General features: G+C 68.7%; 11 protein-coding genes and 1 pseudogene. 4 read left to right on the top strand and 8 right to left on the bottom strand.

Features of this window, described 5'->3' with window-relative positions:
* Positions 1-3 precede the first annotated feature (3 nt).
* A complete protein-coding gene (locus ACQEVO_RS35140; protein ID WP_432921774.1) occupies positions 4-975 on the bottom strand; it encodes a 4-(cytidine 5'-diphospho)-2-C-methyl-D-erythritol kinase in 972 nt (323 codons plus the stop codon).
* A 115-nt stretch (positions 976-1,090) separates the two neighbouring features.
* Between ACQEVO_RS35140 and ACQEVO_RS35135 the strand changes: the two genes are divergently transcribed.
* Positions 1,091-1,297, top strand: coding sequence for a heavy-metal-associated domain-containing protein (locus tag ACQEVO_RS35135; protein WP_432921771.1), 207 nt, complete (start codon positions 1,091-1,093; stop codon positions 1,295-1,297).
* Here ACQEVO_RS35135 and rsmA read toward each other — a convergent pair.
* The 3 genes from rsmA to ACQEVO_RS35120 all read right to left on the bottom strand — a co-directional run bounded on the left by rsmA (position 1,279) and on the right by ACQEVO_RS35120 (position 3,500).
* The gene (rsmA, locus tag ACQEVO_RS35130; RefSeq protein WP_432923345.1) at positions 1,279-2,166 is read right to left on the bottom strand and encodes a 16S rRNA (adenine(1518)-N(6)/adenine(1519)-N(6))-dimethyltransferase RsmA; all 888 of its coding nucleotides are present in this window, start codon (positions 2,164-2,166) and stop codon (positions 1,279-1,281) included. The genes ACQEVO_RS35135 and rsmA overlap by 19 nt on opposite strands.
* Before the next feature lie 161 nt (positions 2,167-2,327).
* Positions 2,328-2,516, bottom strand: coding sequence for a hypothetical protein (locus tag ACQEVO_RS35125; RefSeq protein WP_432923418.1), 189 nt, complete (start codon positions 2,514-2,516; stop codon positions 2,328-2,330).
* Positions 2,517-2,666: 150 nt separating this feature from the next.
* A complete protein-coding gene (locus ACQEVO_RS35120) occupies positions 2,667-3,500 on the bottom strand; it encodes a TatD family hydrolase (protein ID WP_432921768.1) in 834 nt (277 codons plus the stop codon).
* 290 nt (positions 3,501-3,790) lie between these two features.
* On the opposite strand from ACQEVO_RS35120, the gene metG reads away from it, so the two are divergent.
* Complete coding sequence (gene metG / locus ACQEVO_RS35115) at positions 3,791-5,356, top strand: methionine--tRNA ligase (RefSeq protein ID WP_432921765.1); 1,566 nt, start codon at positions 3,791-3,793, stop codon at positions 5,354-5,356.
* A 118-nt stretch (positions 5,357-5,474) separates the two neighbouring features.
* Here the strand turns inward: metG and rsmI are convergent, their stop codons facing one another.
* Positions 5,475-6,323 (bottom strand): 16S rRNA (cytidine(1402)-2'-O)-methyltransferase, encoded by an 849-nt coding sequence (gene rsmI, locus ACQEVO_RS35110; protein WP_432921762.1) that lies wholly within the window; start codon positions 6,321-6,323, stop codon positions 5,475-5,477.
* A gap of 436 nt (positions 6,324-6,759) precedes the next feature.
* On the opposite strand from rsmI, the gene ACQEVO_RS35105 reads away from it, so the two are divergent.
* Positions 6,760-8,379 (top strand): dolichyl-phosphate-mannose--protein mannosyltransferase, encoded by a 1,620-nt coding sequence (locus ACQEVO_RS35105; protein ID WP_432921760.1) that lies wholly within the window; start codon positions 6,760-6,762, stop codon positions 8,377-8,379.
* A gap of 81 nt (positions 8,380-8,460) precedes the next feature.
* Here ACQEVO_RS35105 and ACQEVO_RS35100 read toward each other — a convergent pair whose 3' ends face one another.
* Entirely contained in the window at positions 8,461-8,820 is a 360-nt protein-coding gene (locus ACQEVO_RS35100; protein WP_432921757.1) for a GntR family transcriptional regulator, read from the bottom strand.
* Between the two features lie 29 nt (positions 8,821-8,849).
* Positions 8,850-10,100, bottom strand: coding sequence for an arginine deiminase (locus ACQEVO_RS35095; protein WP_432921754.1), 1,251 nt, complete (start codon positions 10,098-10,100; stop codon positions 8,850-8,852).
* Positions 10,101-10,229: 129 nt separating this feature from the next.
* Here ACQEVO_RS35095 and soxR point away from each other — a divergent pair.
* Positions 10,230-10,703, top strand: a pseudogene (gene soxR / locus ACQEVO_RS35090) (redox-sensitive transcriptional activator SoxR); the annotation flags it as partial.
* 64 nt (positions 10,704-10,767) lie between these two features.
* On the opposite strand, the gene ACQEVO_RS35085 reads toward soxR, so the two are convergent.
* Positions 10,768-11,682 (bottom strand): SDR family oxidoreductase, encoded by a 915-nt coding sequence (locus ACQEVO_RS35085; RefSeq protein ID WP_432921751.1) that lies wholly within the window; start codon positions 11,680-11,682, stop codon positions 10,768-10,770.
* Positions 11,683-11,776: the final 94 nt, after the last annotated feature.

The raw sequence follows: 11,776 nt of genomic DNA, 5'->3' as shown, positions 1-11,776 counted from the left end.
AGTTCACGCCCGCCGCGGACCGGGGGCCGGCGGCTCGGGGACCGGGTAGTGCGGCTCCCCCTGGCCGGTGATCCGGGCACCGGGAACCGGGCCGGTGGCCGTCCGTACGCTGCGGGCGACTCCCGCACCGGAGAGTTCCGCCGCGACCGCGACCGCCGATTCGGCGGTTTCGCAGAGGAAAGCGCACGTCGGGCCGGACCCGGACACCAACCCGGCCAGCGCCCCGGCCTCCACACCGGCGCGCAGAGTGCGGCGCAATTCGGGGCGCAGGGAAACGGCCGCGGCCTGCAGGTCGTTGCCGAGCAGCGGGGCGAGCTGCCGGGCATCGCCGGAGGCCAGCGCCTGCATGAGGGCCTGGGGCTCGCCGAGCCGGGGTGGGTCGCCCTGGACGCGGAGCCGGTCGAGTTCGGTGAAGACCTCCGGGGTGGACAGCCCGCCCTTGGCCAGCGCCAGCACCCAGTGGAAAACGTTGCGGGAGAGCACCGGTAGCAGCCGTTCGCCGCGGCCGGTACCGAGCGCGGTACCGCCGTGCAGGGCGAAGGGCACATCGCTGCCGAGTTCGGCGGCCACCGCGGCGAGTTCGTCGCGGTGCATACCGAGTTCCCAGAGTTCGTTGAGGCCCACCAGGGTGGCGGCCGCGTCGGCGCTGCCACCGGCCATCCCGCCGGCCACCGGAATACCTTTGTCGATGGTGATCTCCACCAGCGGCGCCCGGCCGGCCAGCTGCGCCAGACGGACCGCGGCCTTCCACACCAGATTGGTCCGGTCGGTGGGCACTTCCGCGGCGCCTTCCCCGGTAACCCGCAGCGCGAGCGAGTTGGCGGGCGCGATCTCCAGATCGTCGGCGAGCGAAAGCGCCTGGAACACGGTGGTGAGCTCGTGGTAGCCGTCGGCGCGCAGGTCACCTACTCCCAGATGGAGGTTGACCTTCGAGGGTGCCCGCACGGTGACGGGACTGGGCACAACGGACAGCACGGTGCCCTAGCCTATCGCCTGCCCCGGCGTGGGGGCAGCGGGAACCGCTTGCCGCAATTACCCCCCGGGGGTATATTCGGCGGTGTCCTGAGGGACCGAGCGCAAAGGAGACACCATGTCCACCAGCACCTACACCGTCACCGGAATGACCTGCGGCCACTGCGTCCAGGCCGTCCAGACCGAAATCGGCAAGATCGACGGCGTCACCGGCGTCGACGTCGACCTCGCGTCGGGCCGGGTCGTGGTCGAGTCCGGCGGCGATATCGCCGCGTCCGATATCGCGGCCGCGGTGGACGAAGCGGGTTACGAACTCGCCGACTGAGCGTCCGCCTGCGCGGCCAGGCGGACGAAGGCCGCAGTGTCCAGGGTCTCCCCGCGGGCAGTCGGCGCGATTCCCGCACCGAGCAGCCTTCGTTCCGCCGCCGCGGGGGAACCCGCCCACCCGGCCAGCGCGGCACGCAACGTTTTGCGGCGCTGCGCGAATGCCAGATCGATCACCTCGAACACACGTTTCCGGTGGATCTCGTCGACCGGCCACGGCGGTTCGGCGAACCGGTCCACCCGCACCAGCCCCGACTCCACCTGCGGCACCGGCCAGAACACCTGCCGGCCCACCGACCCCGCCTTGGTCACGGTGCCGAAGAAACCGGCCTTCACGCTCGGCACGCCGTACACGCGGCTTCCCGGCGGCGCGGCCAAGCGGTCGGCAACCTCGGCCTGCACCATCACCAGCGCGGTACGGATACTCGGCAATTCGGCGAGCAGATGCAACAGCACCGGCACGGCCACGTTGTAGGGAAGATTCGCCACCAAGGCGGTCGGGACGGACGGCAACATATCCGCCCGGACCCGCAGCGCGTCACCGGGCACCACGGCCAGCCGGCCGGCCAGCGATTCGGCTCGCTCCCGCACGGTTTCGGGCAGTTGCCCCGCCAGCACCGGGTCTATCTCGACGGCGACCACCGCATCCACCACATCCAGCAGCGCCAGGGTGAGCGAACCGAGACCGGGCCCCACCTCGAGCACCGTATCGGCACGCCCGACCTCGGCCGCGGTCACGATCCGCCGGACCGTATTGGCGTCGTGCACGAAGTTCTGCCCGAGCTGTTTGGTCGGGCGCACGCCGAACCGCTCGGCCAGCTCCCGCACCTGCGCGGGCCCCAGCAGAGCCGCCTCACCACGCGCCATCATCTCGGCATCCGACACCGGGCGAACTTACCAATCTGGTTCTCGGCGGCCGATCAGCGCGTGGGGCGATGTCGAGTCGACGGGGGAAGATACGGCGGCCGGTGAGACCGAGAAGGTTCTCGGAGGGGTATGCCCTTCCCCGCCAGAAGACAACGGTTACACGGCTAGGCGGCTGCGGACTGGGTGGCCGGCAGTTGGTAGGAGGTGGCGGCGGGGGCCGAATGCGCACGGTCGTGTGCATCGTGCGTGGCGATGGCCGCCCCGGCGCCGATGATCAGGGTCAGCAGCACTGCGGCGATCGCTGCGTACAGCAGAGGCGAGCGTGAGGAGTTGATCCTCGCAAAGGGTGACACGGTCACGGGACGATAACGAAGCCCGGAGGCCGGGACAACCGCAACGAACCAGCCCGCCGGCCCGGGGCTCGCTCCGGACCGCCGAGCCGCAGCTAGTGGCCATACCGCCGATGAAACTGTGGCGCAAATCACTTTCTCGGAGCGGCTGGTTCAGGCGGTGAATCCGTAGACGCGGCGTGCGTTCGCCGTGCTGATCTGCGCCAGTTCCGCCGGATCCTGCGCTCGCAGTTCGGCCAGCGCCCGCACGGTGTAGGGCAGGCAGTACGGCTCGTTGGGTGCGCCCCGGTGCGGATGCGGAGTGAGGTACGGCGCATCGGTCTCGACCAGCAGTTGTTCGTCCGGCACCACCTTCACGGCTTCCCGCAGTTCGTGCGCGTTCTTGAAACTCGCGGTACCCGAGAAACTCAGCACATACCCCTCGGCCACACACGACAGCGCCATATTCGCGTCCGACGAGAAACAATGGAAGATCACCGTCTCCGGGGCGCCCTCGTCGAGCAGCACGGTCAGCAGATCGTGATCGGCTTCCCGGTTGTGGATCATCAGCGGTTTACCGATCCGCTTGGCCAGGTCGATATGCCAGCGGAAACCTTCGATCTGCGTTTCGATATCGGCGCAGCCGTCGAGTTTGCCCGGCCAGTAGTAGTCGAGCCCGGTCTCGCCCACCGCCACCACCCGCGGATCGGCCGCCAGCTTCTCGAGTTCGGCCCGTGCGGCCTCGTCGAGCGCATTCGCCCGGGTGGGATGCAGGGCCACCGCCGCGTACACCCGGTCGTCCCAATGCGCGGCGTCCACCGCCCAGCGCGCCGCCGCGAGATCATCGGCGACGGTGACCACCCGCCCCACCCCGACCCCGGCCGCCCGGTCGACCATCTCCGCGACCGAGGCCGCATCGGTAGCGCCACAGGCGTCCAGATGGGTATGGGCATCCACCAGCGGCGCGAGTGGTTCGGGCAGCGGCGGCGCGGGTCGCCGGGCGCTCATCGGCGGACCCCCCGCCGGTATGCGCGCACCGGATACGCGGCGGGGCCGGTATTTCGCACGGAGTCACTCACAGGCACGGTCCTCACAGTAGAGTCCGCCGCCCGAGGGGGCTACGACACCTCGGGCGCGCGGCGCATGTCCTACGCCACCACCCCGCCGCGAGATCACCGTTCGATCGGCGGCCGAGGGAATTCGATTCCTGCCCGCGCGACCGGGCCAGTACCCTTTCTGGGCATGAACACGCAGTCGAGTCGGGTTCACTCCGGTCCCCATGATGGAATCGACACACCATGAGCGCAGTCGATCGCCCCGCCTTCTATATCACCACGGCCATCGCGTACCCGAACGGTGCGCCGCATATCGGGCATGCCTACGAGTACATCTCCACCGATGCGCTCGCCCGGTTCAAGCGGCTCGACGGGTACGACGTGTTCTTCATGACCGGCACCGATGAGCACGGCCAGAAAATGCAGCAGACCGCCGCCGCGGAGAACATCCCGGTGGAGGAACTGGCCGCGCGCAACTCCGATGTGTTCGAGCGGATGGACAAATCCCTCGATATCTCCTTCGACCGGTTCATCCGCACCACCGACGCCGACCATCAGCGGGCCAGTGCCGCGATCTGGCAGCGGATGCTGGACAACGGCGATATCTACCTCGACAACTACTCCGGCTGGTACTCGGTGCGCGACGAGGCGTTCTACACCGAGGAGGAGACCACGCTGCTCGACGACGGCAGCCGCATCTCCACCGAGACCAAAACTCCGGTCACCTGGACCGAGGAATCCAATTTCTTCTTCCGGCTCTCGGCCTACCAGGACAAACTGCTCGCCCTCTACGACGAGCATCCCGAGTTCATCGCCCCGGCCACCCGGCGCAACGAGATCGTCAGCTACGTGAAGGCGGGTCTGAAAGACCTGTCGATTTCCCGGACCACCTTCGACTGGGGTGTTCCGGTACCCGATCATCCCGACCACGTGATGTACGTGTGGGTGGACGCGCTCACCAACTACCTCACCGGGGTCGGGTTCCCCGATACCGATTCCGCGTCGTTCGGGAAGTTCTGGCCGGCCGACGTGCACATCATCGGCAAGGACATCACCCGCTTCCACACCGTGTACTGGCCCGCGTTCCTGATGTCGGCCGGTATCGAACTGCCGAAGCGGGTGTTCGTGCACGGGTTCCTGTACAACAAGGGCGAGAAGATGTCGAAGTCGGTCGGCAATGTGGTCGACCCGCTGGAACTCGTCGACACCTACGGACTCGACGCCGTGCGGTTCTTCCTGCTGCGCGAGATCTCCTACGGTCAGGACGGCAGCTACAGCCACGAGGCGATCGTCTCCCGGATCAACGCCGACCTCGCCAACGAGTTCGGCAACCTGGTGCAGCGCAGCCTGACCATGGTCGCCAAGAACTGCGGCGCCGTGATCCCCACCCCGGGCGAATTCACCGCCGACGACCGCGCCCTGCTCGACCGCGCGAACGGCCTGCTCGACCGCTGCCGCGCCGAATTCGATGTGCAGCAGATGCATCTGGCGCTGGAACAGATCTGGCTGACCCTGGGCGAAACCAACAAGTACTTCACCGCCCAGGCGCCCTGGACGCTGCGCAAATCCGGTACCGAAGAAGACCTGGCCCGGATGGCGACGGTCCTCTACGTCACCCTCGAGGTGATCCGGATCGTGGCGATCCTGGCCCAGCCCGCGATGCCGGGGTCGGCGGCCAAGATCCTGGACCTGCTCGCCCAGCAGGGCCGCGATTTCGCCGATATCGCCACACCCCTGGTCCCGGGGGTCCCGCTACCCGCTCCGGAACCGGTCTTCCCGCGCTATGTGGAGCCCAAGACCGACGAATGATCTCCGCGGTGACCGGGCGCGATTCGGTGCATACCCGCGCCGTATCTCCGGCGTAGCAGGTCGGTACGCACGCGCATCGCCCGGGCCGCCGGAGGCGGTACGGGGTTGCGACCTCACCTCACTCGGTGGCGGCGCGGCGGGCGGCCAGGACGGCGTCGTAGAGTTCGCGGCGCGAGACCCCGGCGATCTCCGCGATTTCCGCGCTGGCCTCCTTGAGCCGCAGCCCCGCGGCAGCGCGTTCCTCGACCTGCGCGACCAGGTCCTCCGGTTCGGCAACGGTTGGGCTCGCGCCTTCCAGCACCACGGTGATCTCGCCGCGCACACCGTCGGCCGCCCATTCCGCGAGCTCGGCGAGCGTGCCGCGGACGACTTCCTCGTAGGTCTTGGTGAGTTCGCGGCACACCGCGGCCCGGCGATCGCCACCGAGGACCTCGACGGCATCGGCCAGGCATTCGGCCAGCCGGTGCGGGGCCTCGAAGAACACGCAGGCCCGCCGTTCGGAGACCAGCGTCCCCAGCCACTCTTTGCGCCGACCGGACTTCCGCGGCGCGAAACCGTCGAAACAGAAGCGGTCCACCGGCAGGGCCGAGAGGGCGAGCGCCGTCGTCACCGCAGAGGGCCCGGGCAGGCAGGTCACCGGCAGATCCCGTTCGGCGCAAGCCGCCACCAGCCGGAACCCGGGATCACTGACCGAAGGCATCCCGGCGTCGGTGACCAGCAGCACGGTCCGCCCGGCGGCGATCTCTTCCAGCAACACGGGAACTCGCGCGGACTCCACGTGGTCGTAGAAACTCACCACCCGACCACGGATCTCCACCCCGAGCGCGTCCGCCAGCGACCGGGTGCGCCGGGTGTCCTCCGCCGCGACGATCTCGGCGGACCCCAGCGCCTCCCGCAACCGGGGCGAAGCGTCACCGATCTCGCCCAACGGTGTCGCCGCCAGAACCAGCCGACCCTGAGTCACCACACTCCTCCTGTGTTTTTGGTGCCGCCTCCGGCGGCACGTGGTTTTGGCCCCCCTTGGTCCCTGCTGTCAGCACTCGACACTCGCGGCTGCGCCGCATCGCATCGAGCGCTGACAGCAGGGACGGGCCAAAACCTCCAAGGGCCTCGTAAGACTCGGCACCGCCGTGGTCCCGTTCGGTTCCGGGGTTATGTGAACCTCCAAAGGCCTCGTAAGACTCGGCGCCGCCGCTGGGCGCGTTCGGTTCGCCGCGGAACAGGTGGGCCTGTTCCACCGGCGTGCCCATTCTTATACGTCACCTGATGGTCTTCTCCTCTGGGCGGGCCGGGGCGGGCCTCGGGTCCTGGTGCGCCAGGCAAAGCGCGGGGACCGCAGGACCGCCGTACGGGCTGGAACCCGCGCCGTCGGCGGCGGTCGGCGATAAACATAGACTCACCCCGTGACACAGCTGACCGACTCGCGCCCCAGCGCGGCCTGGCGGCCGGCGCGCACCTGGTCGAGCCCGGCGCCGCTGCGGCCGGCGCCCGATTTCGGTCCCACGGATACCGTGCGCGGCTGGGTGGTCAGCCTGTTCCTGACGGCGATCGCGGCCATTACGCGGTTCACCATGCTGAACTACCCCACCGACGCCGGGACCCCGGTTTTCGACGAGAAGCACTACGCGCCGCAGGGGTGGCAGTTCCTGACCGGCGGGATCGAGGACAACCCCGGATACGGGCTGGTGGTGCATCCGCCGGTCGGTAAGCAGCTGATCGCGATCGGCGAGGCGCTGTTCGGATACAACGGCTGGGGCTGGCGGTTCACCGCGGCGCTGGCCGGCACCTTGCTGGTGCTGCTGGTGATCCGGATCGTGCGGCGGATGACCCGGTCCACACTGCTCGGCGCGTTCGCCGGGATCCTGCTGATCGCCGACGGGGCGAGTTTCGTCTCCTCCCGGATCGGGATGCTCGATATCTTCATCACCTTCTTCGTCACCGCCGCCTTCGGCTGCCTGATCGTCGACCGGGACGAAGTGCGGGCGCGGCTGGCGAAAGCCGATGCCGAGGGCCGGGCAGGGCTGACGCCGTGGGGGCCGCGGCTCGGGGTGCGCTGGTGGCGGTTCGGGGCCGGGATCCTGCTCGGGCTCGCCTGCGGGACGAAATGGTCGGGCATGTACTTCATCGCCGCCTTCGGCCTGATGAGTGTGCTGTTCGATCTCTCCGCCCGCCGCACCTACGGTGTGCGCAAACCACTGTTCGGTACCGCGATCCGCGATATCGGACCCGCCCTGTACGCGCTTGTCCTGATCCCGCTGGGCGTGTACCTGGCCAGTTATGCCGCCTGGTTCCGCGAGGAAACCGCCGTCTACCGCTATATGGCGGGCAACCCGTCCGCACCCGAGGGCGGAATCGGGACGGGTGGTTTCTGGTCGCAACTGTTCCCCGACGCCGTGCGGTCGCTGTGGTACTTCCACTCCCGCACCCTGGAATTCCACTCCGAGCTCACCAATTCGGCCGGTAACCATCATCCGTGGGAATCCAAACCGTGGACGTGGCCGATGGGTCTGCGCCCGATGCTGTACTACTACGCCGACGACGGGGTCACCGGCTGCGGGCAGAGCGAATGCGTGAAGGCGGTCATGCTGATCGGCACGCCGGCGCTGTGGTGGGTCGCGCTGCCGGTGCTGGTGTGGGGGCTGTGGCGCTGGGTGGTGCGCCGCGACTGGCGTTACGCGGCGGTCTTCACCGGTTACGGCGCCGGGCTGCTGCCCTGGTTCCTCACCCTGGACCGCCAGATGTACTACTTCTACGCGGTCACCCTGGCCCCGTTCCTGGTGATGGCGGTCGCGCTGGTACTCGGCGATGTGCTGGGCACGGCGCGCCGGCCGGTCGCCCGCGCGCCCGGCGGTACGTTCCTACCCGCCGAACCGAGCGAACGGCACAGTCTCGGCCTGCTCGCGGTGTGCTTGTACCTGGCCCTGGTGATCGCGAATTTCATCTGGCTGTGGCCGATTCTCACGGCCCTGCCCATCACCACCGGTAATTGGCAGGACCACCTCTGGCTGCCCAGCTGGCGATAACGAGACGGGCCCCGAACGGTGTCATGGCGCCGCCTCCGGCGGCGCGGGCCCCGAACCACCGGATGTGAGGGATCGGTTTGGCTACGGGTTCAGGGCGGACTTCACGTAGTGGAGGGCGGCGGTGGCGTCGAGGCCGAGGTGTCGGATGGTGGCGACGTATTCGGTGGCGGCCCGGGCGGCGGCGTCGGCGGTGGGGTCGCCGGAGGATGCGATGAAGGTCCCCAGGCGGCCGTGCGTTTCCAGGACGCCGTCCTGTTCCAGCTCGCGGTAGGCCCGGGCGACCGTATTCGGCGCCAGGTTCAGTTGCGCGGCCAGCGCGCGCACCGTCGGGATCTTGGTTCCGGCAGTGAGCTCGCCCGCGCGCACCCGGGCGATAACGGCCAGCCGTAGCTGTTCGTAGGGTGGGACGCCCGAATCGTGCGAGACTGTGATCTCGAGCATGGCTCGTTCTTACCGCATCCGGCGGAGTTTCATACCTCATCTCGCGCAAGCGGGCAGGACAAACATCGTGGCCCGCCGCGGCCGGAGCCCAGTTCCGAGCCGGGGATACGCAGCACCTCGATACCGGAATCCTCGAGCCGCGCATTGGTCATCTCGTTGCGTTCGTAGGCGACCACCACCCCCGGGCGCAGGGCGAGCGTGTTGTTGCCGTCGTCCCACTGTTCACGTTCGGCGGTGACCCCGTCGAGCCCGGTATCGATCACGCGGAGTTTGCCGATGCCCATGGCCGCCGCGGCGGCGGGCAGGAACGGATCGGGTCCGCTCACCACACAGCCGTCGTCACCGGATTTGCGGAGTGTGTAGGCGGTGAGGGTTTCGCGGACGCCCGGATACATCACGACGGCGTCGGTATCGACCATGGTGCAGACCGTGTCCAGGTGCATGGTCGCGCGGTTCTGCGCGATCGGGACCACCAGGACGGTTTCGGCGAGACCGTCGTCGAACAGGCTGCGGGCCAGCGCTTCCGCGCCGGCCGGGGAGGTCCGCTCGCCGACCCCCACCGCCATCACGCCGGGCGCCAGATGCAGTACATCGCCGCCTTCGATCGGCGCGGTATGCGATTCGTAGGCCCGCCGGACGCCGAGGAACCTCGGATGGAAGGCGTAGATGAGATCGGTCAGCGAGGTTTCCCGGGCCCGGGCCGGTAGCGCCAGTGCGGTGATGGCGACCTTGGGTCCCACCCAGAACGAGGAGTCGCGGGTGAACAACAGGTTCGGCAGCGGGTCGATGACGAAATCGCCGCCGTGGTGCATCCGGCGGACCAGGGAGGTGTCGTCGCCGGCGAAGGGAAGTTCGTCGAAGGTCATTCCGGCCATCAGGATCCGCGCCAGTTCGGGGGCCGGTACGCCGCGCAGATGGGTCGCGAGTTCGCCGGCGAGCGCATGGCCGAGGCGGCGTGCGTGGACGGCCGCGGAGATGCCTTGGATACGCGCCGCGCCGCTGACCGCCAGAGTTTCGGCGAGCAGATCGGCGACGAGCAAGACCTCGACACCGTGCTCGCGCAGGACTCCGGCGAAGGTGTCGTGTTCTTGCTGGGCGCGCTCCACCCAGGGGATCGCGTCGAAGAGCAGCTGATCGTTGTTGCGCGGGGTGAGCCGGCGCAGTTCGTCGCCGGGCCGGTGCAGCAGTACCGCCCGCAGGTTGCCGACTTCGCTGGTCACCCCGTAGGCGGGGGCCGTGTCGTTCGGGGCCGGGGTTTCGGATACGGCATCTGGTCCCATGTCCCGACAGTAATGCGCGCGCGGGCCGCGGGCACGCGGTGACCGCGTGGGTTCGCGGCATATTTGCCCCGATTCCGCTCACATCGGCCAGCAACCCGAAGTATGGTTGAGGATGACGGAGGAGGGCGGATGCCGACAACGGACTGGAAAACCAAGGAGCTGACCCCCGGCCAGCTCTCCGAGCGTAGCGGAGTCGCGGTGTCGGCGTTGCACTTCTACGAACGCGAGGGCCTCATCTCCAGCCGCCGGACCAGCGGAAATCAACGCCGCTACACCCGCGAGACCCTGCGCCGCGTGGCCTTCATCCGCATCTCCCAGCGCGTGGGTATCCCGCTGAGCGAAATCCGCGCCGCCCTGGATCGTTTGCCGGAAGGTCGCACACCCACCCGCCGCGATTGGGAAACACTGTCCACCGCCTGGCGTACCGAACTGGACGAGCGGATAACCCAGCTGGTCCGGTTACGGGACAACCTCACCGGATGCATCGGCTGCGGCTGCCTCTCGCTGGGTAGCTGCAAACTGGTCAACGAGCACGACCGGCTCGGTGACGAGGGCCCGGGCGCCCGTGTACTCGACGTCCACCTGAACTGCCCGGAGCCGGGCACGTGCGAGCCCGGCGATCCGGCCGCCGCACCACCGGAGAACTCGGGCGTGGCCGCGGAATGCGTCAGTGCGCCGCAGGCGTTTCCGGACTCGACGTGTTCGGCGGTGCCAGATCCTGATTCACCGACTGCTTCAGCGTGCTGAACTGCCGGTTGGCCAGCCGCATCAGCACTTCGTAGGGGAAGGCGAATTTCCGCTTCCACCAGTATCCGAACCGGATGTCGAAGGAGCTGTACACCAGGAAGCGATTCCGTTCGATGCCCTTCAGGATGGCCGCGGCCACCTTCTCCGGCGGCACCGCGTGGCGGGTGAACAGCGAGGTCACCCGCTGCACCCGCGGATGCTCCTTGTCGACGCCGACCAGATCGAAGGTACGCACCAGCGGGGTCGCCACCGCGCCCGGCGTCACCAGGTGCACGGTGATCCCGTGCTCCGCGAGCTCGAACCGCAGAACCTCCGACAGACCGCGCAATCCGTATTTGCTCGCGCTGTAGGCGGCGTGCCACGGCAGCGCGAGCAGCCCCGCGGCGGAGGAGACGTTCACCAGCGCGCCGGGCTGTCCCGCGCGCACCATCGGCGGCACGAAACGTTCGATGACATTGATCGGCCCCATCAGGTTGATATCGACCATGCGCCGCCAATGCCGGATCTCCAGGCTGTCGACCGTCCCCCAGACCGAGGTTCCGGCCACATTCATCACCACGTCGAGACTGCCGAACTCCTCGTGCACGGCGGCGGAGAATTCGGCAACCGCCTCGTAGTCGGCGATATCCAGGGCCCGGGAAACGAGCACCGTCCCACCGGCCCGTTCGATCTCGCCGACCGTGGCGGCCAGCCCGTCGGCGTCGATATCGGTGAGCACCAAGCGGGCCCCACGGGCGGCCGCCGCGAGCGCGGTCGCTTTCCCGATCCCGCTGGCCGCCCCGGTGACCAGTGTTTTCGCGCCCTGCACCGATTTTCTGCGGTTGACCCGCCCCATGCCGACTCCCGATTTGACGACTGCGCTGTCGGCTGCAGCGTACCGACCCGGGGCGCGCGTGGCACGGTGGCGCGGTCGGCATCGCACGCGGCTA

The organism is Nocardia sp. CA-290969 (assembly GCF_050936135.1).
Lineage (GTDB): Bacteria > Actinomycetota > Actinomycetes > Mycobacteriales > Mycobacteriaceae > Nocardia.
Note: the sequence above shows the minus strand (reverse complement) of the source record. Positions and strands in the feature narration are given on the sequence as shown.

Bases quoted from the DNA above. Each gene is read 5' to 3' on its own strand.
- ACQEVO_RS35135 (WP_432921771.1), top strand. From the start codon at position 1,091: ATGTCCACCAGCACCTACACCGTCACCGGAATGACCTGCGGCCACTGC.
- rsmA (WP_432923345.1), bottom strand. From the start codon at position 2,166: ATGATGGCGCGTGGTGAGGCGGCTCTGCTGGGGCCCGCGCAGGTGCGG.
- ACQEVO_RS35120 (WP_432921768.1), bottom strand. From the start codon at position 3,500: ATGAGCGCCCGGCGACCCGCGCCGCCGCTGCCCGAACCACTCGCGCCG.
- metG (WP_432921765.1), top strand. From the start codon at position 3,791: ATGAGCGCAGTCGATCGCCCCGCCTTCTATATCACCACGGCCATCGCG.
- ACQEVO_RS35100 (WP_432921757.1), bottom strand. From the start codon at position 8,820: ATGCTCGAGATCACAGTCTCGCACGATTCGGGCGTCCCACCCTACGAA.
- ACQEVO_RS35095 (WP_432921754.1), bottom strand. From the start codon at position 10,100: ATGGGACCAGATGCCGTATCCGAAACCCCGGCCCCGAACGACACGGCC.
- ACQEVO_RS35085 (WP_432921751.1), bottom strand. From the start codon at position 11,682: ATGGGGCGGGTCAACCGCAGAAAATCGGTGCAGGGCGCGAAAACACTG.